General features: G+C 65.6%; 20 protein-coding genes, 1 tRNA gene and 1 pseudogene. 8 read left to right on the top strand and 14 right to left on the bottom strand.

The annotated features are described in order from the left end of the window. Positions 1 to 11 precede the first annotated feature (11 nt). From IPG14_RS02190 to IPG14_RS02180, 3 genes are read right to left on the bottom strand one after another with little or no spacing between them, the layout of a single operon-like run. Positions 12 to 1,406: a deoxyribodipyrimidine photo-lyase gene (locus IPG14_RS02190; RefSeq protein ID WP_343390759.1), complete on the bottom strand. Its 1,395-nt coding sequence runs from the start codon at positions 1,404 to 1,406 to the stop codon at positions 12 to 14. 19 nt (positions 1,407 to 1,425) lie between these two features. After that, entirely contained in the window at positions 1,426 to 2,232 is an 807-nt protein-coding gene (locus IPG14_RS02185) for a DUF1295 domain-containing protein (RefSeq protein ID WP_343390758.1), read from the bottom strand. 59 nt (positions 2,233 to 2,291) lie between these two features. Then, positions 2,292 to 2,639 (bottom strand): hypothetical protein, encoded by a 348-nt coding sequence (locus tag IPG14_RS02180; RefSeq protein WP_343390757.1) that lies wholly within the window; start codon positions 2,637 to 2,639, stop codon positions 2,292 to 2,294. A gap of 118 nt (positions 2,640 to 2,757) precedes the next feature. On the opposite strand from IPG14_RS02180, the gene IPG14_RS02175 reads away from it, so the two are divergent. The 4 genes and pseudogenes from IPG14_RS02175 to IPG14_RS02160 all read left to right on the top strand — a co-directional run. Further along, complete coding sequence (locus IPG14_RS02175; RefSeq protein ID WP_343390756.1) at positions 2,758 to 2,961, top strand: hypothetical protein; 204 nt, start codon at positions 2,758 to 2,760, stop codon at positions 2,959 to 2,961. 430 nt (positions 2,962 to 3,391) lie between these two features. After that, complete coding sequence (locus IPG14_RS02170; RefSeq protein ID WP_343390755.1) at positions 3,392 to 4,270, top strand: TIGR01777 family oxidoreductase; 879 nt, start codon at positions 3,392 to 3,394, stop codon at positions 4,268 to 4,270. A gap of 2 nt (positions 4,271 to 4,272) precedes the next feature. After that, positions 4,273 to 4,794 (top strand): SRPBCC family protein, encoded by a 522-nt coding sequence (locus IPG14_RS02165; RefSeq protein ID WP_343390754.1) that lies wholly within the window; start codon positions 4,273 to 4,275, stop codon positions 4,792 to 4,794. After that, positions 4,719 to 5,579 (top strand): annotated as a pseudogene (locus IPG14_RS02160) (1-acyl-sn-glycerol-3-phosphate acyltransferase); the annotation flags it as partial. The gene IPG14_RS02165 and the pseudogene IPG14_RS02160, both read left to right, overlap by 76 nt. Before the next feature lie 75 nt (positions 5,580 to 5,654). On the opposite strand, the gene IPG14_RS02155 reads toward IPG14_RS02160, so the two are convergent. Then, positions 5,655 to 7,112, bottom strand: coding sequence for an MFS transporter (locus IPG14_RS02155; protein ID WP_343390753.1), 1,458 nt, complete (start codon positions 7,110 to 7,112; stop codon positions 5,655 to 5,657). Positions 7,113 to 7,286: 174 nt separating this feature from the next. On the opposite strand from IPG14_RS02155, the gene IPG14_RS02150 reads away from it, so the two are divergent. Further along, positions 7,287 to 8,192 carry an enoyl-CoA hydratase-related protein gene (locus IPG14_RS02150; protein WP_343387923.1) on the top strand — a complete coding sequence of 302 codons (906 nt, stop codon included), beginning with the start codon at positions 7,287 to 7,289 and terminating at the stop codon, positions 8,190 to 8,192. A 75-nt stretch (positions 8,193 to 8,267) separates the two neighbouring features. Here IPG14_RS02150 and IPG14_RS02145 read toward each other — a convergent pair whose 3' ends face one another. The 6 genes from IPG14_RS02145 to IPG14_RS02120 form a co-directional block, all read right to left on the bottom strand. Then, entirely contained in the window at positions 8,268 to 8,879 is a 612-nt protein-coding gene (locus IPG14_RS02145; protein WP_343390752.1) for a hypothetical protein, read from the bottom strand. Between the two features lie 114 nt (positions 8,880 to 8,993). Beyond that, positions 8,994 to 11,819 carry a molybdopterin-dependent oxidoreductase gene (locus tag IPG14_RS02140; RefSeq protein WP_343384871.1) on the bottom strand — a complete coding sequence of 942 codons (2,826 nt, stop codon included), beginning with the start codon at positions 11,817 to 11,819 and terminating at the stop codon, positions 8,994 to 8,996. A gap of 149 nt (positions 11,820 to 11,968) precedes the next feature. Beyond that, positions 11,969 to 12,388, bottom strand: coding sequence for a hypothetical protein (locus IPG14_RS02135; RefSeq protein ID WP_343390751.1), 420 nt, complete (start codon positions 12,386 to 12,388; stop codon positions 11,969 to 11,971). After that, entirely contained in the window at positions 12,385 to 12,789 is a 405-nt protein-coding gene (locus tag IPG14_RS02130; RefSeq protein WP_343390750.1) for a hypothetical protein, read from the bottom strand. Before IPG14_RS02130 ends, IPG14_RS02135 begins: the two co-directional genes overlap by 4 nt. Next, positions 12,786 to 13,766 (bottom strand): electron transfer flavoprotein subunit alpha/FixB family protein, encoded by a 981-nt coding sequence (locus IPG14_RS02125; RefSeq protein ID WP_343390749.1) that lies wholly within the window; start codon positions 13,764 to 13,766, stop codon positions 12,786 to 12,788. Before IPG14_RS02125 ends, IPG14_RS02130 begins: the two co-directional genes overlap by 4 nt. A gap of 2 nt (positions 13,767 to 13,768) precedes the next feature. Further along, entirely contained in the window at positions 13,769 to 15,751 is a 1,983-nt protein-coding gene (locus IPG14_RS02120) for an FAD-dependent oxidoreductase (protein ID WP_343390748.1), read from the bottom strand. Between the two features lie 266 nt (positions 15,752 to 16,017). Here IPG14_RS02120 and IPG14_RS02115 point away from each other — a divergent pair, with 266 nt between their 5' ends. Further along, the gene (locus IPG14_RS02115; protein ID WP_343384867.1) at positions 16,018 to 16,827 is read left to right on the top strand and encodes a nitroreductase family protein; all 810 of its coding nucleotides are present in this window, start codon (positions 16,018 to 16,020) and stop codon (positions 16,825 to 16,827) included. Between the two features lie 206 nt (positions 16,828 to 17,033). Then, positions 17,034 to 18,755, top strand: coding sequence for an O-antigen ligase family protein (locus IPG14_RS02110; protein WP_343390747.1), 1,722 nt, complete (start codon positions 17,034 to 17,036; stop codon positions 18,753 to 18,755). 899 nt (positions 18,756 to 19,654) lie between these two features. Here the strand turns inward: IPG14_RS02110 and IPG14_RS02105 are convergent. Together IPG14_RS02105 and IPG14_RS02100 are read right to left on the bottom strand one after the other, a co-directional pair. Further along, positions 19,655 to 20,095 carry a gluconate 2-dehydrogenase subunit 3 family protein gene (locus IPG14_RS02105; protein WP_343390746.1) on the bottom strand — a complete coding sequence of 147 codons (441 nt, stop codon included), beginning with the start codon at positions 20,093 to 20,095 and terminating at the stop codon, positions 19,655 to 19,657. Continuing rightward, positions 20,092 to 21,696 carry a GMC family oxidoreductase gene (locus IPG14_RS02100; protein ID WP_343390745.1) on the bottom strand — a complete coding sequence of 535 codons (1,605 nt, stop codon included), beginning with the start codon at positions 21,694 to 21,696 and terminating at the stop codon, positions 20,092 to 20,094. The genes IPG14_RS02105 and IPG14_RS02100 overlap by 4 nt, the downstream gene beginning before the upstream one ends. Before the next feature lie 413 nt (positions 21,697 to 22,109). Here IPG14_RS02100 and IPG14_RS02095 point away from each other — a divergent pair, with 413 nt between their 5' ends. Beyond that, on the top strand, positions 22,110 to 22,799 hold the full coding sequence (locus IPG14_RS02095) for a hypothetical protein (protein ID WP_343390744.1): 690 nt from the start codon (positions 22,110 to 22,112) through the stop codon (positions 22,797 to 22,799). Positions 22,800 to 22,929: 130 nt separating this feature from the next. Here IPG14_RS02095 and IPG14_RS02090 read toward each other — a convergent pair. Together IPG14_RS02090 and gltX are read right to left on the bottom strand one after the other, a co-directional pair. Next, positions 22,930 to 23,003 (bottom strand) — tRNA-Gln (locus IPG14_RS02090). 69 nt (positions 23,004 to 23,072) lie between these two features. Beyond that, positions 23,073 to 24,551, bottom strand: coding sequence for a glutamate--tRNA ligase (gene gltX / locus IPG14_RS02085; protein ID WP_343390743.1), 1,479 nt, complete (start codon positions 24,549 to 24,551; stop codon positions 23,073 to 23,075). Positions 24,552 to 24,558 lie beyond the last annotated feature (7 nt).

Raw genomic sequence — 24,558 nt, 5'->3', positions numbered from 1 at the left:
CGAGCGGAGCCTTAGCGTTCGCCTGCGCGGGCGAAGAACGCCCGGGCCCGTTCCACCGCGCCCTCCGGCGCAACGATTGGCGAGGGATAGTCGCGGCCAACGAGGCAACCCGATGCGGACTGTACTTCGTCCGGCATCGTCCATGGCTTGTGCAGGAACCGCAGTGGCACCCTGCTGAGTTCAGGGACCCAGCGCCGAACGTACGTGCCATACGGGTCAAACCGCTCGCCCTGTAGGACAGGATTGAAAACCCTGAAGTAGGGTTGTGCGTCGGTCCCGGTGGAGCTGGCCCACTGCCAGCCGCCGTTGTTTACGGCAACATCGCCATCCACAAGGTGGCGCATGAAGAATCGTTCGCCGTTCCGATAGTCGATGAAGAGGTTCTTTGTCAGGAACGAAGCCGCAACCATGCGCGCCCGGTTGTGCATCCATCCGGTCGCCACGAGTTGCCGCATCGCCGCATCGACGACCGGGAAGCCAGTGCGGCCGCCTTCCCAGGCCGCGAGAGACTCCCCGTCCTCACGCCATGGAAGGCCGGCGTACTCCGCCCGGAACGGGCTCCGCAGGACCCGCGGCCGGTGCCATGCGAGGTGCGTGTAGAACTCGCGCCACGCCACTTCCTTGACGAACTTCGGGTCGTCGCAGTTCTCCGCGAGTGCGAGGACCTGGTTCGGCGAGACCAATCCGAAGCGCAGGTCCTGGCTCAACCTCGACGTCCCTTCCAGGTCCAGCCGGTCCCGATCGCGCGAATAGTTCTCCAGTCCGTCGCGGGCCCAATTGTCGAGGCGCTTCAGGGCCGACGACTCGCCTCCGCTGAGCAGCGTGCCGTCGGGTCGCTCCGGCCTCCAGTCCTGGAGTTCCGAGGAGAAGGGCGTGACGGCTGTTGCGATCCGCCCTGGCGCCGGCGCCACCGGGCGGCGCGCGACCTGGGCCCATCGCCGGTAGAAGGCGCCGAAGACCGAGAACGCTCCGCCGTTCGGATGCGTCACATCCTCAGGTTCGACGGCCAGCAGCCCCGGGAACTCCTCCAACCCGATCCCAAGCTGGTTGAGCGCCCGCCTTGCCATCTGGTCACGGTTCCGGCCGAAGGGGCTGTAGTCCCGGCTGATGACGACGGTCGAAGCGTCCACGCTCTTCGCAACGGAAACGACGGTCTGCTCCGGCCGCCCGCGGACGACGACCAGCTCCCCGCCGCGCGATGCGATCTCGTTCGCGAGCGCTGTCAACGATTCCTTCAGGAACCAGGCCCGATTGGGCGAACTCCCCCTGCCGGAGAGCAGCCGTTCATCGAGGACGAACAGGCAGACGACCTTGTCGTGGCTGGACACGGCCGCAGTCAGCGCCGCGTGGTCGTGGAGGCGAAGATCCCGCCTGAACCAGACGACCGCTGGCGAATGGGTTGTCATCACGATGCTCCCGGTGGCCCTAGTGCCGCGGTGTTGTGGCGGTTTCCCCGGGCGTGCGCCGCGGTGGTCGAGGGATGAACGAACTGGTCCTCGCGATGTACTCCTCGTATCCGGGCCGCCGCCGGACGATCGTCTTTTCGAGGAGCGCCACTCCCGAGACACGCACGAGCAGGATGGTCATGACGATTGGCCCGACGATCGCCCAGAGGTGAGTGGGTTCGCTCGCCGCGACCACGAAGATCCCCCACCAGACCAGGCTGTCACCGAAGTAGTTGGGATGGCGAGTCCAAGCCCAGAGACCTCGGTCCATCACCTTGCCGGCGTTGGCGGCGTCGGCCTTAAAGCGCGCAAGCTGCCAGTCGCCAATGCTCTCGAACAGGAGCCCCGCCAGCCAGACGAGCGCCCCGGCTCCGTCGAGCCAGGTCAGGTGGTCTGGGCCGGCGGCTTGCGCCACCTGGACAGGCAGCGAGACCACAAACATGAGGGCTCCCTGCAGCGCGAAAACCGTGAACAGGCTAATGAGTCCGAATCGCGGTCCGTAGTGCGCGCGCATCCGCTTGTATCGGAAGTCCTCACCCGCTCCGGCGTTCCTCAAGAACAGGTAGATCGACAGGCGGAGTCCCCAGGCGGCGGTCATTCCCGTGATCAGCGCCTTTCGTGGGCCGTATCCATCGCCGAAGGCGAAGCCAATCACCGCCACGAGAACGAACCCGAGGCCCCAGATGATGTCGACGATGCTCGCATTGCGCAGCAAGAGGCTCAGGACCCAGGTCCCGAGCATCAGGGCCGCGATGCCGGCTGCGGAGAGAGCGAAGAGTTCGAGCAAGGGTTTACTCCAGGTTCAGGATGTGGGTGCCGGGCCCACGGTTGGCCGCCCGGCGCGGGTCAACCCGCGGTGCCGTCGCCGGTCTCAGCGACCGTCGAGTTTCGTCGTTTCGGTTGGAACTCCCGCGTTGCCTGGTCTGCTGCTGCGACCGGGTCGCCGTCCAGGTGGCGCCATCCAGTCGCTTCCACGGCTGTGCCGGAAGTCGCGCCACCGAGGGCGGTCGCCGGTCCTGCATAGCTCTTGAGTTCCGGGAATATGGGTTCGTAGGCGCGCCAGTCCGAGGCGTACAGCACCGCTAATTCGGGTGCGAGCTTCCTGCTCGTCGCCGTAATGTCTGCGATCGGCGTATTTGCACCAAGGAAGGTGATCCTCCAGCCGCGGCGACGAAGGGCGAGGCCAAACAGCACCAGCGAGACGTCGTGGTGTTCGTCCGGAGGACAGGCCAGGAGCGCCCGCGGACCAAAGCCCCTGGTCCCAGCCCCGCGCCAGCGCCATCAGCCGCGCCCTCAAGACATTCACGGCGAAGTGCTCCTGTGCCACGGAGACGGTGCCGGCGGCCCAGTCATCGCCGATGGCTTTCAGCGCCGGGATGAACACGTCGCGGATAGCGGTGTCGAGGTCCAGCGCCGCGAGGACCGCATCGATGGCAGCCTCCAGGGCGTGGTCGTCGAATCCGCGAAGTGCCCCGTGCAGGCGTCCCTGGAGTTCTTCGACGACCGCGTTGGTTGATGGCAGGCTTCCGTTCGCTGCCGCAGGAACGCTCGTCTCCAGGATGTGCCGTGCGGCGTCTCCGGCGGAAAGCCCGCCTGAGAGAAGTGAGACCATCGTCCGCACCCGCTGAACGTCGTCGTCTCCATAGAGACGGAACCCACCGGCCGTGCGTTGGGGCGTGAGGAGCCCATACCGCCGCTCCCAGGAGCGCAGGACATCTTCGGAGACGCCGGTCGTCTCGCTTAGGGCACCAATCCGGATCAGCACGACGCTACCCTAGCACCTTCGACAAACATTTGGCAAACTCTTGACAATCTATCGAACATCCGTCCAGAATTTGTCCAGTGATTGACGGTCCGGGCGCAACGGTGACCCGGCTGACAGGAGACCTCTCATGCAGACTGTTAAGCTCGAAGACAAACAACGCCCCGTGGAAGGAGTCACTACAATGCGTGTCGCAATTACCGGGGCCTCGGGCCTCATCGGGACGGCGCTCGCCACGCGGTTGAAGAGCGAGGGCCACGATGTCCGCCCGCTCAAGCGCGGCGCCGCGGCGGACTGGGACCCGGCCACGGGATGGATACGTCCCGGAGCCCTCGAAGGTATCGATGCCGTCGTCCACCTCGCCGGTGAGTCGATTGGCAAGGGCCGGTGGTCGCCGAAGCGGAAGCAGGAGCTCCGATCGAGCCGTATCGACTCGACCAGGCTGCTCGTTTCCGAAATCTCGAAAATGGCCAGCCCCCCGGTGTTCGTCGCCGCCTCCGCCATCGGCTACTACGGCAACCGCGAGGACGAGGTCCTCGATGAGACGAGCGCCCGCGGGGAGGGCTTCCTCGCTGACCTGGTGAGGGACTGGGAGGCTGAGTCGATGAAGGCCGAGGACGCCGGCGCTCGCACGGTCCTCCTCCGGTTCGGTGTCATCCTCGCGAAAGAGGGTGGTGCGCTGCCCCAGATGATGCTGCCCTTCAAGTTCGGGGCCGGCGGCCGCCTCGGCAGTGGCCGGCAGTGGTTCTCCTGGGTGGCGCTCGAAGATGCCGTCTCGATTCTCATTCGAAGCCTGACGACTGACATGTCAGGTGTCTACAACGTCACCGCACCGGAACCTGTCACAAACCGGGAATTGACGAAGGCACTATCGAAGGTGCTGAAGCGGCCCGCCATCTTCCCCGTGCCTCCCTTCGCCCTGCGCATCGTGCTCGGCGAATCGGCGAATGAACTCCTTCTTGCCGGGCAGCGCGTTCTCCCGCGTCGCCTGCTCGATGCTGGATACAGTTTCCGCCAGACGGAGATCAGCACCGCGCTCGAATCCATCGTGAAAGGTTCCTGACCATGCGCCTTCATCGCCTCGCATCGCGACAACTTCTGCCGATTCCCCTCGAGGAAGCGTGGGCATTCTTCTCGGACCCTCGCAACCTCGCGACGATCACCCCGCCTTCGCTGAACCTGAAGCCGACCTCCGCGCTCCCCTCTGCGATGCACCCCGGGCTCATCGTGACCTATGACGTCGTCCCCATGGCCGGTTTGCGGGTCCTCTGGGTCACCGAGATTACCCACGTCGTCGACGGTGTCATGTTCGTCGATGAGCAGCGTGCGGGGCCCTACCGGTTCTGGCATCATCAGCACCACTTCAAGGCCGTCCCCGGAGGGACCGAGATGCGCGATATCATCCACTACGCGCTCCCGCTAGGCGTGCTGGGCGACCTCTTCGGCGCACGCATGGTCAAGCGCAAGGTCCAGGGAATATTCGACTACCGGCGAGAGGTGCTCGAAGAGAAGTGGGGCCGGATGGAGTCCGCCCGCCCGACCGGGCCGAACTCCAACGGGCTCGCGGCCGGGTTGACACCGGCGTGAACCGGGAGGAGCCGTGGCGGCATGAATCCTTCGGCCGCGCCTGGCTCCGCCGTGCCATCACCGTCCCGTGCTATTCGGCCGCGGCGCTGGGTCTTCTGATCCTGACTCCTGCTTTGTTGCCGGTCTTGCTCGTCACCGGCGTCGTGCTGCGGCGCGGCCTCGTGTTCGTTCGTTGCCTCGTCCTTGCGAATGTCTACTTCCTGGCAGAACTCGGCGGCATCCTGGTGAGCGGTTACCTGTGGCTGCGCCACTCCGGCTGGCGCCGCTCTCCTTCCGAGGCCTACCTCGCCGCGAACTTCCAGCTCCAGGCCCGTTGGGCGAGAGTGATCTTCGCAGGTGCTCGCTGGTCCTTCGGGCTCCGCGTCCAGGTCGAAGGAACGGATCAGGTGCCTCCTGGACCCGTCATCATCCTCGGGCGGCATGCTTCCCCCCTCGACAACCTGGTCCCCGCAGTCTTCGCAGCAGCGCGCCACCGTCTGCGCCTGCGCTGGGTCATCAATCGTTGGCTGCTCCGCGATCCCTGCCTGGACATCGTGGGCAACCGTCTGCCGAACGTCTTCGTCGAAACAGGAAGCCAGGAGCCGCGTGGCCAGTCCGCCCGCGTCCACGCACTGGCCAGCGGACTCCGGGCAGACGAGGGCGTCCTCATCTTCCCGGAGGGAGCGCTCTTCAGCCCGGGACGCCTCGCGAGGGCAAGGGCGAAGCAAGCCGAATCGGGCGCTCCGCTACCGGTCTACCGCCATGTCCTTCCGCCGCGCGGCGGTGCGGTGCTCGCCGCGCTCGCCGCGCTTCCCGGAGCGGACGTGGTTGTCTGTGCTCACCGCGGGCTCGATGCTGCGGCGGACTACCGCTCCCTGCTCTCAGGCGGGCTTGTCGGCCGCGAGGTTCTCATCGACTTCCGGCGAATCGCCCGGGCAGACGTGCCTGCACTGCCCGAAGACCAGCTCCGCTGGCTGTCGGGAGTCTGGGCGGAGCTCGATGCATGGATCGATGCGGGCGCTGAAGCTCCGCAGACCGAATAGCCAGGGGCGTACCACTCTACGGTTCGCCGCTGGTCGCCGCCGCCCCGCCCTGGCCCGGATAGACAGCAGCTGGGGACGCGTGGCGAATACCGACGCGCAAAGGACCAGGGTGGTGACTCCCAGTGCAGGGACCAGGAGTGCAAGACCGAACTGTTGTCCGGCAAGCCCGATTGGCGCAGTGCAGAGGTTCGCGAAGCCGAGCGTGAACGGGAACAGCCCCATCACTCGACCCCGCACGTTGTCTGCGACGGTGTGTTGCACGATCGTCGCCGAGACCAGCGACGTCGCCGTGAAACCGAACCCAAAAAGGAAGTCGAATACGGCCGTCACCGGGACGTAGCGGGAGAGACCGAAACCAACCACGCCAACGCCGAAGGCCAGCGTCATCGCGGCGAGCGTATCTCCGCGCAGGGTGAGCCAGCGAAAGCGTGCTAACAAGAACGACGCGGCGAGCGACCCGAGCCCCCAGGTCATGCCCATGAAGCCGACCTGGGCGGTGGTGAAGTCCAGGACCTCGATCATGAAAACCGGTCCCAGCGGCGTCGCGACGGGCATGCCGGCAAACTGGACCACGACAAGCACGAGAAGGATCCCGGAGATGGCGGCGCTCGCTCGGGCGTAGCGGATCCCTTCGCGGATGCTGGCGACCATCCCCACGTCGCGACCACCACCGCCGATGCTGTGATAGCGCAAAGCAGCGATCATCGGGAGGATGCCGGCCCACACAAGCAACGACCCCGCATAGACCTGTCCGGGATCGAAGAGACCGTTCAACACTCCCACCATCGAAAGGGAGATCGGCATCGTCACCTGCGTGATGACCATGGAGAGACCCATTGCACTCGCGAGGTTCTCCATGCCGACGATGGAGGGCATGCTCGCGCTTCGTGCCGGCCCGTCGATCGACATCACGCCGGACGAGGCGAACGTGCAGAGCGTCACGGCGGCGACGGTTGCTTCGCCGACGGGGCTCGCGATCATCAGGAACGCAATCACCGCGTTCACGAGCAGCGACGCGGTCTCCGTCGCCAGCAGGATTCGCCTCCGTTCCAGCCGGTCGGCAATTGCGCCTCCGACGAGACTGAAGACCACCATCGCCAACCCGCGGCTGGCGGCGATTAACGAGGCATAGAGGGTCGCGTGGTCCGGGTATTCCTGCTGGAGCCAGAAGACCTGGGTAAGGAACTGGAAGGGCGCCGCCAACTGCACCAGAGCCAGCCCGCCCAGGAGGAACCGGTAATCGCGATACGCCAGCGGCCTGAGAGAGGGGTGGCGCTCGAAGTAAGCAGACGACATTCGCCCGTACTATGGACTGCCGCGCCGGCCCACCGGGATGACTCCCATCATAGGTTCGTGATGGCTGCTCCGCGCCCGTTTGGCGCCCCTCGCCCGCCGCAGGTCTGGCGGCGAGGCGCTGGAGGCATAACAATGCGGGCGCCCCGGTTCGCAGGGGCGCCCAGGAGGAACCGCGTGACGTACGAGAACATCCTTTTCGAAACCGATGGACGGCTTGCCTTCATCACGTTGAACCGGCCGGAGAAGCTGAACGCGCTTTCGAACGACCTTCGCGGTGAACTCTTTCATGCCCTGAAAGAGGCGGAAGCCGACCGTTCTGTGGGCGTCATCGTCCTCCGCGCCAACGGCCGGGCCTTCAGCGCCGGTTACGACCTCTCGCCCTCGCGTGCCGCTCGCGACGGGTCGACCTTTGTGCATCCGCGCTCCGGACTGCCCGATACCGGTACCACCCATCCGGCGCACTACGATTGGTCGCGCCACGTCTTGCTGGGCAACTGGCTGCTCTGGGAGCTTGCCAAGCCGGTGGTCGCCCAGATCCAGGGGTATTGCCTGGCCGGAGGCACCGAACTCGCGAGCTTCTGTGACTTCCGCATCGTCGCCGAGGACGCGCAGGTCGGCTATCCGCCGGTGCGGGCGATGGGCACGATGGACATCATGTGGGCGCCCTGGCACCTCCCGATGACGAAAGCCCGGGAGTTCGCCTACGTCGGCGATTCGTTCTCGGGGAAGGACATGGCGGAGATGGGCTGGGCGACGTACGCCGTGCCCCCTGCCGAGCTCCCGGGGTTCACCGAACGCTTCGCCCGGCGCATGGCAAACATCGACAACGACATGCTCATGTACTCGAAGCGTGCCGTGAATCGCCAGTACGAAGCCATGGGCATCCGCACCGGGCTCATGTCCGGCACCGATGTCGAGGCCATGAGCAAGCATCGTCCGGCAGCACAGGAATGGAATCGCCGCCTCCGGGAAGAAGGCCTGAAGGCAGCCCTCGAGTGGCGCGACGGCCCTTTCCGGGACTTCCGCGGCGCCCGCGCAACCGCCCCAGCGAGCCGGCCCGTTGCCGGCAGCGACGCGTAGCGAGGCCCGGCTCCTGCCTGACGCACCCCGGCGTTCCCGGCCGGGGCGAGGTAGCTGACTTGCGCGCGAATCCGCTTAGCGCTTGACCGAGAACTTGCCGGTGACTTTGACCTTGTAGGTCTTGACCGTTTTCGAGTCGACGCCCTCGACTTCCTTGCAGGTGAACTCACCCTTCAGTTCTTTCGTGCCGTCCTCGGCCGTCACCGTGCATTCCTTGCCCCACGAGCCCGCGGTCGAAAGCTGGGTCGCGGTAATTGCCACGCCACCCGGCTCTTCCTTGGAATCCACCTGGAACGTGAGGATAACGGTGGCATCGTCGTTCGCGAAGGTGAGCAGCGTGAAGCCTCCCATCGTTATTCCGTTGCCCTCAGCGTCGAGCTTGAAGTCCTTCTGTCCCGACACTTCGATGTGGACCGTCCCCTCGTCGAAGGCTCCATCCTTGATCGTCGGGACCTTGGCTGTGTTGTTCGAACCGCGGGTCGCCCCGCCGTTGTTGGCAGACGGTGAGGACGATCCTTCGTCTGCGTCGTCTGAGACATCGGCGTCGTCGTCCGATCCTCCGCAAGCGCCAAGGATGGCGAGAGCCGGGATGAACGAAAGGAGAGATCGTCGAAAAGAGAACACGTGGGCACGCCCTTTGAGGTTGTTGCTCGCGGCGAGGCGCGTGAACGATAGCACCCACGTCAACCCAAACAGCCTCGCCGGGCACCCGACAGCGCGGCCGGGGTTGTCACCGTGGCCGAGACGGTTCACTGGAACCGCTGGTCATTTGGCGCCTTCGACCGGGTTCCCGGCGAACAACTAGCCCGCCGGGGCCTTTTCGAAGTCGCAACGTATCCACCGGTCGCAGGGGACTGGCTGCCACTCGGCACCGAGGTGCTGAAGGTGGCCATAGCCTCCGGCGAATCCGATCCACTTGACCATGCCAGGCTCGAGCTCGTTCGCCCCGCTCCAGTCGCTGTACTGGAAACCCGCCCATCCGTTGTAAGAGACGAGCTGGTTCGGCTTAACGGAGGGGGAGATCTTCACGCGCACTTCGAACGAGGCGAGGTCGTTATAGATTCGGATGAGGTCGTCGTCCTTCACTCCCCTGGCCGCCGCATCGCCCGGGTTCACTTCCACGAACGGCTCCCCGCGGTGCGTGCCGAGGATCACCTCGTTCGCCTGGTTCATGGTGTGGATGCTCCAGCGGTTGTGTCCCGAAGTCATCCCAATTGGGTAGTCCCCGCCCATGTTCGGGTTCGGCTTCCAAACCGGGAGTTCTTCGCCCGCTTCCAGGAACCACGGGTGGTCGATGTAGAACTGGGCCCGCCGGGCGTATGTCGGGAAGGGGTCGCCGCGCTCCGTGTGGTCGCGGAAGGGGACGTGCGTCTTGTTCGGCACCAGCGGCGACGCCTGGGAGAGGCCCATCGGCGCGAGCCCCCAGTCGATGAAGCGGACGTGCCCTTTTTCCCGCATCACGCGGAGGTTTGTGCCCATGGGCAACGTCCCCGCCAGCGCCGAATCGCGGATGATCTCGTCCAGTCGCGAGTCCTCGTTGTCGAAGTACCCATTCATCGAGTACACACGCGCAAGCTCGTCATAACGCCGAGGGACGCCATTGCTGGCCGTGTAGCTTTCCAAACCGCGCGACTCCGCGACCTCGGCGATCTTCCGGATCAGGTTGTGGAAGATCGACCACTCATCCTTCGCCTCGCCTGGCGGTTCGGCGGCTTTGTCCCCGAGGGTGAGGTTCATCACGTGCGGCGTCGGCATGCCGAAGGTGATCTTTTCGTAGTGCTGCGCAACCGGGAGGAAGTAATCCGCATAGAGCGCAGTCTGGCTCATGCGGAAGTCCATGGTGACGATCGTCCGGAGCTTGGGCCAAAGCGTCGGCAGGAGTGCCGCTTTGCCGCCGCGCGTGCGGCGCAGCGTGTTGCCACCGCATTCGATCAGCACACGCGGTGGGTTCTCCGGCCGAGGCTGGTCGAGGCCCTGCCACCAGCCCTTTTCCAGCGCTTCGTTGAAGTACTCGTCGAATTCGCGCGGAAGTGACTCATCGCCCCACTCGCGGGTGTTCCAGCGCTCTTTGTATCCGGCTTGCCAGTACCACCAGAACGCGGGCGGGGCCGATGAGCCGCCGCCGACGAGCGTCTGGTCTGTGCGGTTGATGCCCCCACGTTCCTGTCCGGCCATCTTCTTCGCAATTTCACGCACGGCGATCTCCGTCGTGGCGGTTGGGTCCATCTTCTTCCAGGCGGCGACCGCGGCATCGCGGGCCGCGAGGACGATCTCGCTGTTGGCTGCCCCCGGGCCCGGCTTCGCCATCGCGATTGCCTGGCCGTCATTCATGGCCGCGGCCCAGCACCGGATGCCCGTCCCGTGCTTCCCCCAGTTGCCGCTCGCCGCAAGCACGAGCGCCATCACTCGCTCGATGAGGTCTCCGTGGTAGAACTTGCAGGCGTTGTAGCCGAGCATGATGTTTGTCCGCTTCGTCGCGATCTTTCGAGCGAGCATGCGGATGGTGTCCGGGTGCACGCCGCTGATGGCCTGCTGCTTTTCCGGGGTGTAGTCCGTATCGAGGCTCTTCTTCAACAGCGAGTAAACCGGAGTCACCTGGACCGTAGTGCCATCCGCGAGGGTGACGTCGAAGACTCCCTCCAGCGCGATATCCACCCCCTTGAGGAACATGTTCGCCCGGTCCGCCAGCTTCAGGCCCTTGTTCGGCACCCACTGATACAGCTGGTCCTCCCGTCCGCCCTGGCTCTCAAGGTCCGTCTGGCGCAGGTAGCGCTTCGTGTCGAGCCGCACGAGGTATCCCATGTCCGTCTGTTCCTTCAGGAACTTCCAGTCCGCAATACCCTCTTCGAACATCACCTGGACCAGGGCGAGCCCGAACGCCGGGTCCGCCGCGCCGTTGATCGGCACCTGGTAGTCCGCATGGGTATGTGAGGCGTTGATGTCGGGTGAGATGTTGACGATTTCCGCCCCGTTGTACCGCGCCTCGGCAAGGAAGTGGTACAGGGAGATGCGCGTGAAGACGGGGTTCATGTGCCAGAACAGGATCAGTTCGGACTTGAACCAGTCATCGGCCGACGACGTGGGGCTGAACTTGCCGAAGGTCTCGTAGAGGCCGATCGAGAAGTCATTGAACGAGCCCTGGAGGTCCAGGATGTGAGTGCCGACAACCGACCGGAAGCGGCCGGCCCCCATGCTCCCGCCACCTTCGGGCGTGCCTTCCTGCACGATCGAAGCGGAGCCTTCGTTTTCGATGGCATCGACCATCGATGTAGCGATCTCCGTGAGCGCCTGGTCCCAGGAGATGCGCTCCCACTTCCCCTCGCCGCGTTCGCCTGCGCGCTTCAGCGGATACTGGACTCGATCGGGGCCGTAGAGCGACTTGCTCCACGAAGCGCCCTTCTGGCAGCCCATGGGGTTGAAGTCGGGCACGCCCTCTTCGACCGTAGCGATCGTCCCCGATTGCTCTTCGCGGACGACCTTGCCGTCCTTCACGTACACGCGGATCGGGCAGTCGCCCGGATAGCAGTCAACGCAATGCGTGCCCCAGTGAACGGAATCCCACTCTTGCCGATCACGGTAAGGGCCACTCACGTTCGCTCGGCGGGGGTTGGTTTCGATCGAAGTCACGGGCACACCTCTTGAAGGATGTACGTGACTTATGGCTGCTATAGGAGCAACCCGTCAATGATCGCCGTCATATACTGCGAGTCGCGGATCGCCCCTGAGGAAGCGACCGGTCGGGCCAACCTCTCCGAAGAGTCGGTTCCACCCACAACTCACGTTGCGAAACCTTCGCTGACCAGGAGTTCGACGAGCTTCCTGGCCATCTCATCGCCAGCACCGCCCATTGCCTTGGCGCCCCGGTTGGTTACGCCTCCCGACATCAACTGCTTCAGGCGCTGGGCCGGATTGGCGCCCGCCGAAGGCTGAAGCAGGTGGCGAGTCAACGGCTTCGCTGGGCCGTATCCGATGACTTCAATCCCGGGTGCGTCTCGTTTCGGCCCGTCGACACTCACGCAGGGGATGCCGGTCTTTCGGGCCGCTATCAGGTCGGCTACCCGTGGGTAAAACGCAGGCGCCGGCATCCGCGCCGCCGCCACCACGATCGCTGCCTCTGTGCGGCAGTGCAGCCGCCGGCCGCCCTCGCGGCGAACGGCGAAGGCGGTGGCCGCACCTTCGGCAACGACCCCGGTCACTTCGCCTCGGTACGGCCATCCCAGGTTCTGCGCAACCGCCGCCGGGAGCAGGCCGGTACCGTGGTCACTCGAGGACTCCCCGCCGATGACGAGCCGAGTGCCGCAGGCACGATTTCGGCGATGGCCTGCGCGACTGTCAGCACGTCGGCGCCGCCCATCGCGTCGCCCCATCCTCGCCAGACTTCGTCACACCCGAGGACGAGGGCATTCCGCAAGGCCGGCTCCCACTCGGGCGGCCCGATCGCGACCCCGGCAACCCGTCCGTCGGGCGCGGAGCTGCGCCACTGGCGCGCGAGACCCAGGGCAGCCTGCGAGGAGCCGTCGAGGACGTAGGGCCCCTCGTACGTGCCCCCGCCCACGGAGGCATCGAACACGGCTCGGAGCAGGACCACCGCCTTCATCCCAGAGCTCCCGCCAGGACGGCGGCAACGGGCGAGACGCTCGTCCTCCTGGAGAGTTCCTTGATCACAGATGGGACGATGTCGCGCACATCGCCGACGATGGCGGCGTGAGCGATCTTGAAGATGGGCGCCTGCGGGTCATTGTTGATGGCGACGACAAACCCGGACTCCCGCATTCCCATGGCGTGATGGATGGCTCCCGAGATGCCGCACGCGACGTACAGCCGCGGCGAAACCGTCTTGCCCGTCAGCCCGACCTGGCGCCGGTAGGGCGCCCATCCGAGGTCGACCGCCACGCGCGTCGCACCGACGGAACCGCCCAGAAGGGCAGCCAGTTCGCTCAGCATGGCGAAGCCGCCTTCCCCGACTCCGCGGCCTCCAGCCACCACGACGTCGGCCTCCGTGACATCCATCTCGAATGGGCTGAGCTGTTCCTCCCCAAGCACTTCGACCGGCTCCCCAGGTCCGATCGCACGAAGGGACTCGAACTCGAGCCCGCTGGCGGCATCTGACGCCGTCGCCCGCATCATGTCCGCGTGTGCGATTGCCACCAGTGGGGGCCGGGCGACTTCGAGTGTCGCGGTGGCGGCGCCGTATTGCGCCGGCCGGACAACACGCAGCTTCCCGCCCTGCAGGCGCAGTGAAAGCACGGGGGCTACGACCGGTGCTCCGAGCCGGACCGCGAGGCGTGCGCAAAGCTCGCGCCCAAACGGCGTATCTCCTCCGATGACGGCGAGGTACTCGTCGCCGTTCACAATCCCGGCGAGTTCGCCCGCCAGACCCTGGGGAGAACTCGCCTCAGATCGCCAGGCGCGTTGCCAGCGCCCGGACGGATGCCCGGGAAAGCCCACCACGACCACGTCCGCCGCGAGGCCCGCTTCGGACACGAGTCGCTGCGCGAGCCCGGCCGCAGCCAGCGCCCGCCGGTGCACGCCCGTTGCAGTCCCATCCACGACCGCGAGGACGCGGCCCGCCAAGGTCAACCTCTCCGCATTGGCGCGTTGAGCAACGGCTCGGTTGGTGCGCCTTCGAGCGAGCGCGCGGCGAGGTGACCGGTGTAGGTCGCCCTTTCCAATAGCCCCGGCCCCGCTGCATCACCGATGAACCTCACCCGTGGATGCTTCTCGGCAAGCTCCTCGCCGAGGCCGGTCTCGGAAACCACGTTGCAGGCGAGCACCACCGTATCCACCGGCCGCGTCTCCTCGTTCAGGCTGTAGAAGTGGTACAGGACAATGTGGTCCGCCCCGATTTCCCGTGCCCAGGTGGTCGGCGAGAGACGGACGCCGAGCTCGTTCACGCGCCGAAGCGTCGCCATTCTTGTGTTGGGCTCGATATGCGGCCCGACTTCGAACTCACGTGTTACGACCTCGACGTCTTTGCCCTGTGCCGCCAGGAGTTCTGCGACGTTGAGGCCCTGGATGTGGAAGTCGTCGTCCAGCACAACCACGCGCTGGCCACATTCGGCTGTGCCGTTGAAAACGTCCCACGCCTGGACAACGTTCGGGCGTCCGATGCCCTCGATGTGGTCCGGCACCCGCGGCCGCCCTCCCGTTGCGATAAAGATCTCGTCCGGGTTCAAGCCAAGCACCGCCTCGGCCGTCGCGTCCGTGTTCACGCGTACGTCGACGCCGAGTCTCCGCAGTTCGACGCTGAAGTAGCGCCCGACCTCCGCGAAGTCCGTCCGCCCGGGCCCTCTCGCCGCGATGTTGGTCTGGCCGCCGAGGGACTCGCCGCGCTCGAAGAGCGTTACCTGGTGTCCGGCGCCCGCCGCGACCCTGGCGGCCTCGCAGCCAGATGGCCCGCCGCCGATGATCACCAGCCGCCGCGGGTTGGTGGTACGGCGTGTCTCCCCCCAGGACTCTTCGCGGCCGATGACCGGGTTGAACGCGCACGTGATCGGTTGCGACTTTTCGACATGTCCCCAGCAGCCTTCGTTGCACCCGAGGCAGTGGCGGATCTCGTCCACCCGTCCTTCGCGCGCCTTGTTTGGCAATTCGGGGTCGCAGATGTTCGCCCGGGTCATCCCGACCATGTCCGCCTGGCGGTTCTCGAGGATCTGTTCCGCCATGACCGGGTCGTTGATCCGGCCGATGCAGAACACCGGGATGTCCAGCACCTCTTTCGCCATGGCGGCCAGGTAGACGAAGGCGCCGCCCGGGTAGTACATCGGCGCGATGATCGTGTCCTTGGACCGGTAGATCCCGACGCTGACGCTCAGGTAGTCCAGCTGGTCGTTCGCCGTCAGGTAGGGCACCATCCGCACGAAGTCTTCCGAGGTATAGCCGTCCTGCGTCATTTCGTCGCCCGAAATACGCATCCCCACGGTGAAGTCGCGTCCCACCTCGGCCCTGATGGCTTCCGTGATCTGGAGCGGGAAGTTCAGCCTCCGCTCGAAGTCGCCGCCGTACTCATCGTCTCGCAAGTTCGAAAGCGGCGAGAGGAACTGGGTTATGAGATACCCGTGGGCGCCGTGGATCTCCACGCCGTCCACTCCCGCTTCGCGGAGGACCGACGCGCCGCGGGCGTAGCCGGCAATGACGTCGCGCACCTCGGCCGTCGTCATTTCGTGGGGCACAGTCCAGCTGTTCGGCTGCGAAACAAGCGACGGTCCCCATGGAGCGCTGAACATCGCCGAGCCCTGTGTGCCGGGGTGCCAGAGCTGGCAAACGAACTTCGCACCGTGCTCGTGGATCGCCTCGGCGGCGTTGTGGAACTTCCTCACCGCATCCGGGTTCCTGAACAAGTCGCCGGATCCCTCGATGGAGTTGTGGATCGGGTGCACGTGCGACTCGACCAGCCCGATGCCGCCCTTCGCCTTCGCCGCCCAGTAGGCAATCTCGCGCGAACCCGGAAGCCCATCCGGGTCCGTGAAGAGCGGGTGATGGGGCGTGCTCACAATCCGGTTCCGGACGGTGAAACTCCCGATCTTGAGTGGACTGAACAGCTGCTTGAATTCGGACACGGGGCGTCCCTCTTTCTTCCGCGTTAGCGGCGAGGCGCCTGCATGGCCGAGCGTCACGATCCGTCCGGAGCCTTCGCCCAGGCACCACCCGCATCTTGGACGGGCATGATCCGGTCCACGATATGATCCAGATCACCCTCAGCATCCCCCGGGCATCTTGCGATGAGCATGACAATTGTCATGTCGCAGGTTCGCGCGGTGTGCGAGAAATGGCCCGATCGCACGCTCTCCCGGCGCCGAAGCCGGGGAGGCAGAGGAATTGCCCAGTGGAACTCAAAGAAGTCATAGGCCGCCGCCGGACCATCCGGTTCTTCCTGCCCTACAAGCCCGTGGAACGAGAAAAAGTGCAGAAGATGCTCGAAGCCGCACGGCGCGCGTCCTGCGCGGGCAACGTGATGAACGTGCGAGCCATCGTAATCTGGCGCGAAAAGGCCTCGGAGAAGGTGATCAAGGCCATCGCTCCCAGGATCGGCTATCAGCAGATGCACACCGCCCCGGTCTTCATCTTCTGGTACAACGAGGCGTCCGTGTACATCGGCGACGCGTGGCCGGATAGCGTCCTCCGCCTTGCTGATGCTCGCCGGATTGGCGTCGAAGTAGAGGCGACGAAGCAAGAAATCAACGAAAAATTGCGGCCCGGCTTCCTTATGGCCGGCAAGGCGATGGGCGTCGCCCCGCTCGCCTTCATGGACGTTGGCCAGGCCATCGCCCAGGCGACACTCGTCGCCTACGAGGAAGGGCTTGGCTCCTGCCTCATGTCGAGCCCGCGCCTCGACCGCGTCGCCAAGCTGTTCAACCTCCCCGAGACCGCGACGCCAGTCTGCGTGCAGGCGCTCGGCTATCCCGCGGAATCCTGGGAAGCCGGTGGCCAGACGCCGAAGCCGCCCCTCGGCGAAATGTTCTTCGAGATGGAGGTCGGTAACGCGTTTGCCTCCGACCCGAAGGTCGAACAGGAGATGAAGGACGCCAAACTGACCCAGGCCCCGGCGCCGCTCCCGTGGCGCGATGAAGAACTCAAGTACCTCACCCGTGCACTCTCCCTCGAAAACACGCTCTTGAACGAAGTCGACCCGTAGCGGGCACGCGTCGCCCGGCGTAGGACCTCGGCATCCACCCGGTGGCTCGAACCAGGTGACCTACGGTTACGACAACGCGAACCGCCAGTTTCGGATATGGGGCTCGCGCTGGCTGCAGCTATGGGTTTGAGGCGAGCCTCCGTGCCGGAGGGAGTTGTCTGATTCCCTTCCTCAACATCGAGACGGATATGTAGAGTGGCGTCCGGATGACGTGGACTCAGCGCCTCGACCCAGCCGTGCCGGTCTGCGCACTGGCGGCGCTGACTCCGCTCGTCGTGGCTCCGCCACTCTTCGATCAGGTCGTCATGCCACGGCTCGCAGCGACCTTCGTACTCACCGGGCTCGCGCTGGGCTGCGCGGCGGCCTCGTCTTTCCGTCCCTACAGAGATGTTCCAGCGGCGCCGGCGCGTGTTGCGGCGACGTTCCTGGGGCTCACGGCGCTGTCGACGGGGATCGGCGTTGATCCACGAGGCGCTCTGCTCGGGGAGTTCCAACGCTACCAGGGTCTGATTACGGTAACGGTCTGCACACTCCTGATGCTCGTGACGGGCGCCGCGGCAACCACCTCATCGAAGGTTCGATTCCTGGCCTGGAGCTTCCTGTTCGGTGGAGCTGTCGCCTCTCTCTATGCAATCCTCGACGTGGCTGGGCTGGACTGGATCGATTGGTCGAACGCCTCATCCCGACGAGCCGGCGGGCTTTTCGCACAGCCCAACGTCCTCGCGACCCAGCTCGTTGTCTGTGCCCTCGTCGGAACCGGTCTGATGTCGCACGAATCGGGTTGGCGCCAGGCGGTTGCTGCGGCGGCGACGGGTGCGATGCTTGCCGTTCTCGTCCTCACGATGAGCCGCGGAGGATGGGTTGCGGCGGTCATCGGCGCGTGTGCATTTGTCTCCCTATCGCAACGCATCACGAGGGCGACGCTCTTAGCCGCTGCTGGAGTGGGAGTCTTGAGCCTGGCCGCTGTCGCCGCCATTCCGCAGAGCCGTACCGTTCTGGATTCCGCCGTCGCCCGCGCTGACGCGGGAAGTGACATCGACAACCAATCAACTCGTCTGAGCCTTTGGCGTTTGGCATTCGAGATGTGGGAAGATCACCCCGTCCTGGGAGGCGGTCCGGATAGCTTTTCGACTCTGTTCCCGAGCTACCGCGAACCTGATCAGCCGGGAATAGGCACGGCGAATGTACGCCCCGAAAGCGCCCATAGCTTTTTCTTTGACCAACTCGTGGGCCTCGGCGCGCTCGGTGTAACCGCGTTCGTGGCTCTGGTGGCTCTCGTCCTCTTCCCCGCGCTACGCTCCAGAGGAGGAGGTCCGCTCGAACCAATCGCCGCATCGTTCGCAGCTGCCATCGTCGCGTACTTCATCGCAGTGGCGTTTTCCTTCAGTGAAGCGATGACCGGCTGGATGCCATGGGTTTTGATGGGCGGGCTGCTCGGGCTGTCACACCAACGCTCCGGAGCTGGCGAACGCCGGCCAGTCGACCGCGTCGTTTCGTCTTGGACCAGGGGCGGCCTCCTGGCCGCCGGTCTGGTTGCGATTTTGTCGGGGTGCTTGCTTGTGCTGGCCGACTGGAACGCGGGGCGTGCTGCCACGCGCAGCGACGCAAATGCGGCTGTCGAGCATGCCCGGTTCGCCAGCCGGATCAATCCGTTGCTTCCGGGCTATCTTCTTCAACTCGGCGAACTCGAAATTGCCGCCGGCAGGTATGACGAGGCAGCTCACCACTTCCATGAGGCGAATGTTCGCTTCGCCCCAACAGCGTATAGCCTCATCGCAGAAGCGGACGCCCTTTTCCTGGTCGATTCGGAGCGAAATAGGGAACGCATCCTGGCGCTGTTGGTCGCGGCCGAAACGCTTGATCCCCATAATGAACCCGCCGCGGCGAGTATCGACGGAATCCGCCAGAGCATCGAGGAAGCGAATTAGCGACAAAATTCTTGGGTCATTATCCGCGCTTCAGCCTTGAATCGCGGTTCTTGAAAGCATAGCCTCCGCAGCGCGAGCCCGGCGCCAGCAATAGTCCGCCGGAGAGAACATGAGATGGTCGCTGTTGCTCGGTTTCTTGGTCTTTATTGGTACCCTGTCGATCGCGGGCGCAGGACTTGCTAACGCACAGGATGGGCACGGCAACGGACGCGGTGAAGGCGTGCTGTCGGCGCCGGGGCAGATGAGTCACCCGGGCAAAGGGCATCCTCCCGGTCAGCTCAGTCCGCCCGGTCAAATCAGCCCTCCGGGATACCTTAGTCCTCCGGGACACGTCAGTCCTCCGGGGAACGTCAGTCCTCCGGGTCACGTCAGTCCTCCGGGACACGTCAGTCCTCCGGGACGTCAGTCCTCCGGGACACGTCAGTCCTCCGGGACACGTCAGTCCTCCGGGACACGTCAGCCCTCCGGGTAAGATCGCCCCGCATGGCCTTTTGAAGGAGCTGCTGGATCGTGTTCAGTCGTGGATGCGATCTCCGGACTTCCGGTTAACGTTGGCTAATCGCTAACGAGCCTTTAATTTGGGTTCGGGACCACCCGGAACATCCAACACGCGGGTCAATTTGCTGCGGCGCGCTCTGGTGCGGCCGGGATTCCCGCGTCGGCACTGGTTCAGACACGAACCTTCATCGCTTGCCCAGCCATCTGAGCCTCCTCTTGGACACAGGCATAACGACCGGGTGTAGTTCCCACGGGGTTTGTTGACTGGGAGAGGACTTCCCTGTTGGTTTGCGGTTGCTAGGACCCAGACCGAAAGGAGGACCCTTCTCCCATGGCTCATGCTAATGCGAAGTTGAACCTCTACGGACGGCGGCTGGCGGATCCACACTCGGGAAGGGCGTTCAGTTCCTCCGTCTCCCCAGCGCCGTTAGGAGTCTCGGGTCCGTCGGTTCGATGTCGAAGCCCTCCGGAAAGGGCGGACGCGGCGGCTCGCCGAGGGCTGCCAGCACCGTGGGGTGTTGGTAGTAGGCGAGGTAGACGTGGCGCAGCAACGCTCGCACCGAGGCAGGATCGAGGGCCGCCAGCGCCTCAATGAGGGGTGCCCGCTCGGCCGCGGCGAGGCTGGCGAAGCCAGGCGTCCGTTCGCGTAGCGCCTCGAGGGCGGCGACGATGGCGGGTCCCGCCTGCGCATCGGCGGCGATGGTTTCCGCAACTGCCGACTCGATGCCGATCGCGCCTGCTCCGGGCATGGGCGTGCCCCGGCCGGCTGCAGGGATGAGGGCGTCGAGGAGCGCGCTCAGGAAGGCGGCGTCGTGGAGCAGAGGTGGTGTCGGGTCGCTCATGCGAACAGCTCCGCCACATTCTTTTTGATGGAGTCGGCGACATAAAGGGCAAGGGCCTGGATGGTCGAAGTCGGGTTCACGCCGGCGGATGTCACAAAGATGCTGCCGTCGATAACGAACAGGTTCTTCACGTCGTGCGCGCGGCCCCACTCGTTGACAACGGACCGCCCGGGGTCGGTGCCCATCCGGGCAGTGCCCATCAAGTGCCAGCCGGCGGTGCGCATGAGCGGTTCGGCGATCACGTCGATCGCTCCGGCGGCTCTGAGGGCCTCGGTTCCGCGGTCAACCGCGTGCGCCAGCTGGCGGCGGCTGTTCTCGCTCAGCGTGTAGGTCACTTTCGGCGCCGGGATGCCGTCGCTGTCCGTGAGGACTGGGTCCAGCGTCACACAGTTGGCCTCGTCCGGGAGGTCTTCGGTGATGGCAACCATACCCGCGACGTGCCCGTTCAGCCTCGCGAAGGCTTCGTGGTGCGCCTCACCCCAGGGCACGCGGCCCGTTGCCATGCCCCAGAGCGCGGTCGTCGCCGGGCCGCTGCCGCGTGTGCCTTCGTATGAGTAGCCGCGGACGAAGCCGCGCGAAGGGTCGGTCTTGTAGAACTGGTGGCTCCAGAAGGTGCAGCCGCCGGGGCCGCGTCGCCCGTTGAGCTCTTCATCGAAGACGCCGCGGATGAGCGCGTAGGGGTGGAACATGAGGTTCTTCCCGACGAGCCCGCTGCTGTTGGCCAGGCCGTCAGGATGCTGTGCACTCTTCGAGTTGAGCAGGAGGCGCGGCGTCCCGATCCCGTTGCAGGCCAGGACGACGATTTCGGCTTTCTGCTCCTGGAGGACGCCATCGGCGTCGTAGTAGAGGACGCCGTCGGCCGTCCCGTCGGGCCGGACGGTTATCTGCTTGACGCGGCAGTTTGTGCGCAGTTGGACACCCTTGCGCTGGGCGAGTGGCCAGTAGGTGATGTCGGTGCTGGCTTTCGCGCCCTGGCTGCAGCCGCTTCCGCAGGAGCCAAGGTTGATGCAGGGCGACCTACCCTCGTACTCGCGCGAAATGATGGCGCTGTCGGAGGGCCACCAGTGCCAGCCAAGCCTCTCGAAGCCACGAGCGACAATGTTGCCGGTAGCGCCGAGCGGGATGGGAGGGAGGGGAGGCTCGTGGTGCGGGTAGGCAGGATCACCGGCAAGGCCGGAGACGCCCATGATGCGGTCGTTGGTGGCGTAGAACGGTTCGAGCGTCTCGTAGGAGATGGGCCAGTCGTCGGCGACTCCGTCTTCGGTTCGAACGCGGAAATCGCCGGGAGTGAAGCGGGGGAAGTGGGCGGCCCAGAGGATCGTGCTGCCGCCGACGGCGTTGAACATGAGGGGCTGAATGGGAGAGTCCGAATCGTTGACCGGGTAGTCCTGGGCAAGTCGCCGCACGTTGGGGTTCGTGGCGAATGGCCCGAGAGAGCGGGACTCCCAGTCGATGAAGTTGGTGGGGTAGTCGCGCTGGTGCATCCATGGGCCCTGTTCGAGGCAGAGGACGCTGGTGCCGAGGTCGGCGATGCTCCAGGCGAAGGCGGCGCCGGAGGCGCCGGCCCCGATGATGAGGACTCCCACAGGCTCGTTGGGCATGGGCGAGATGATACAGGAGGCCCGCCGCTGCAGGGACCTGCCCTCATTGCAGAACGCCGTTTCAGTTCTCTCGCCCACGCCACTGGCAGTTCCAGGGCCGCCAACGGCACCCGTGTACACACGAACCGCTCTTCGTGCGTGCGACTCGAGTCTCAATAGGCCTTGTTGCGGCGTGTACCCCCCCCCGGGCCCCCCCCCCCCCGGGGGGGGGCCCGGGGGCCCCCCCGAGGGGCCCGGGGGGGGCCCCCCCCGGGCCCCGGGGGCCCCCCGGGCCCGGTGGGGGTCCAGTGGTTCCGGGGTTTCGTGGGGGTGCGGGGGGTGGGGCGCCCCGGGGCCCGGGCGACAAATTTGCCCTTTGGTACGTGCCGGCTCCTGTCTGGCACCGCCGGCCGTCCTGGGGCAAAATGCCGCTCATGGCAAACGGTGGTTCCGGCGGCAGTTCCGGGGGTTCTGGCGGGAACGCGAACAAGGTCGGCGCTCTCCTCCTCGGTGCGGGCTTGCTCGGGCTCATCATCCTGGTCGGTCCCGGGCCCTTCGACGGCGACGACGGTGGTGATGCGCCACCCGCCACAACCGACGGCAGCGCGGCGTCCGGGGACGGCGGCCCGCCCCCCACCTCCGCGCCGGCCCAGCCGACAGCGCGCGGCGCTTCCACAGCGCGGCCATCGGCCACCCTCGCGCCGACCGATGAGGTCGTACTCCGAATCGTGGCTTACGGATTGCCAGCGAGGGTATCCGCTCACCTGCGGCCCGGCGAAGAGGGCATGCGGACTTATTTCCCGAAGTCCTGCGCGCCGGAAGAAATCTTCCCGGACCCGTGCGTCGCGGAGTACACCGTCAAGAAAGGGACGACCGTGGTCGTTTCCGCCGGCGATGCGCTGGCAGGGTACTGGCCCGGGCTGAAGTCGTTGAAGGGCCCGGGTTGCGACATCGTGGGGCCCGTTCCCCGGGATCAGGAATGCACCCTCACTCTCGTCGGCGATGTCGAGCTCGTGGCCGTGTACGTCGGGAGCGAAAGCCCTCCGGCCAGGGAGTTCCCCTACCCCGAGTGCCCGCACAGGCCTGGCAACAACCTGCCCGCCTGGTTGAGTCGGTGCAAATAGGCCCGTCGGCGCCGTTGGCCGGCTCTAGCGTGCGGCCTCTGCCAGCTACTAGGTGCGGACGGCTGCCTTCGGCCCGCCCGTCAGACGCGAAGAAAGGGCCCTCGTGGGGCCCTTTCGCAATGAATGCATTTGGCTGGGGACGAGGGAGTCGAACCCCCACATACAGATCCAGAATCTGCTGTCCTACCATTAGACGAGTCCCCAGTAAGACCGCTTCAGCGTACCACGGCCCCGCCTGTAGGCTCTACTGCATAGGCCTCGCGCCGCCCGGGGCTAACCCACGCGCAGGCGGGCAGTCCGAATCCGCTGGAGGGCGCGCTCGCGCCCGAGCAGGACGATCGAGTCGAACAGCGGGATACCCTGCGGACGCCCCATTTCGGCAACGTAGAGCACCGAAACAAACTTGCGCAGCTTCAGGTCGAGCGCGCCCTCCATGCCGCGGATGGCTGCTTCGACATTCGGGACATCCCATGCCGAGTCGGGGACTGCGTCCAGGCTGGTCAGCGCCACGTCGAGCACGCGGACAGCGGTGGCCGCGTCGCCGGCCCGTTCTATCAGGGTCTCCACGGGGAACTCCGGTGCGTCGTAGCTGAAGAGGAACTCGACCATCGGCGCGATGTCGGCGAGCTTCGCGGTCCGCTCCTTCAACAGCGGTGCGACCGATTCGATGACGGCGGGCTCAACCGGGCGCTTCACCGAATCCGGCAGGTCTTTCTCACACCACTCGGCGATGGTCCGGCGCCAGCGGTGGTCGTCCATTTCGCGGATGTAGTGTCCGTTGAGGTAATTCAGGCGGTCAATGTCGAAAACCGCCGGGTTCGCCACCACGCGGGCGAGGTCGAAGTGCTGCTTGAATTCGTCGATCGAGAGGATAGCCGTGTGGTCATCGAGCGACCAACCGAGGAAGGCGAGGAAGTTGATCATCGCTTCCGGCAGGTATCCGTTCGTCCGGTAGTCGAGCAGGGCGGTGTCGCCCGAGCGCTTGCTCAGCTTCTTGTGGTCGGGCCCGAGGATCAGTGGAAGGTGCGCCCAGACCGGTGGCTCCCAGCCTAACGCCGCGTACAGCTGAATGTGCTTCGGTGCGCTCGAAATCCATTCGTCCCCGCGGATGGCATGCGTGATTTCCATTTCGGTGTCATCGACGACGACCCCAAGGTGGTACGTCGGGTAACCGTCGGACTTCACCATCACGAAGTCGTCCTGCAGCTTGTTCTCGAAGACCACCTCCCCGCGGATCATGTCCGTGAGGATCGTCTGGCCTTCCCTGTCCATTGCGAAGCGCACCACGAACGGCTCGTGCCGGGCGCGGGAGGCTGACTCCTCCGGAGAGAGCCGGCGGCATGTGCCGTCGTAACCTGGCGGCTGCTTGGCTGCGGCCTGGGCGGCCCGCATCTGGTCCAGCCGCTCGGAGGTGCAGAAACAGCGGTATGCACGGCCCTTGTCGATTAGAGAGGCGGCAGCCTTCTGATAAAGGGGAAGGCGTTGGGACTGGAAGTAGGGCTCGTGCGGGCCGCCGATTTCCGGGCCCTCGTCCCAATCGATGCCGAGCCAGCGAAGACTCTCCATGATGGCGCCCAGCGAAGTCTCCACCAGGCGGTTCCTGTCCGTGTCCTCGATCCGTAGGAGGAAGGCGCCACCATTGGCCCGGGCATAGGCCCAGCTGAAGAGCGCCGAGCGGATATTCCCGACGTGGGGGTCGCCGGTCGGCGAGGGGGCGTAGCGGGTCCGGACAGGGCGCGAATCAGCGGTCACTTGGCAA

Source organism: Candidatus Amarobacter glycogenicus (genome assembly GCF_016704105.1).
Classification (GTDB): domain Bacteria; phylum Chloroflexota; class Dehalococcoidia; order Tepidiformales; family Tepidiformaceae; genus Amarobacter; species Amarobacter glycogenicus.
Note: the sequence above shows the minus strand (reverse complement) of the source record. Positions and strands in the feature narration are given on the sequence as shown.

Coding starts and splice junctions, on each gene's coding strand:
- IPG14_RS02190 (WP_343390759.1), bottom strand. CDS start 1,406: ATGACAACCCATTCGCCAGCGGTCGTCTGGTTCAGGCGGGATCTTCGC.
- IPG14_RS02170 (WP_343390755.1), top strand. CDS start 3,392: ATGCGTGTCGCAATTACCGGGGCCTCGGGCCTCATCGGGACGGCGCTC.
- IPG14_RS02165 (WP_343390754.1), top strand. CDS start 4,273: ATGCGCCTTCATCGCCTCGCATCGCGACAACTTCTGCCGATTCCCCTC.
- IPG14_RS02155 (WP_343390753.1), bottom strand. CDS start 7,112: ATGTCGTCTGCTTACTTCGAGCGCCACCCCTCTCTCAGGCCGCTGGCG.
- IPG14_RS02130 (WP_343390750.1), bottom strand. CDS start 12,789: ATGAAGGCGGTGGTCCTGCTCCGAGCCGTGTTCGATGCCTCCGTGGGC.
- IPG14_RS02110 (WP_343390747.1), top strand. CDS start 17,034: ATGACGTGGACTCAGCGCCTCGACCCAGCCGTGCCGGTCTGCGCACTG.
- IPG14_RS02105 (WP_343390746.1), bottom strand. CDS start 20,095: ATGAGCGACCCGACACCACCTCTGCTCCACGACGCCGCCTTCCTGAGC.
- IPG14_RS02100 (WP_343390745.1), bottom strand. CDS start 21,696: ATGCCCAACGAGCCTGTGGGAGTCCTCATCATCGGGGCCGGCGCCTCC.
- IPG14_RS02095 (WP_343390744.1), top strand. CDS start 22,110: ATGGCAAACGGTGGTTCCGGCGGCAGTTCCGGGGGTTCTGGCGGGAAC.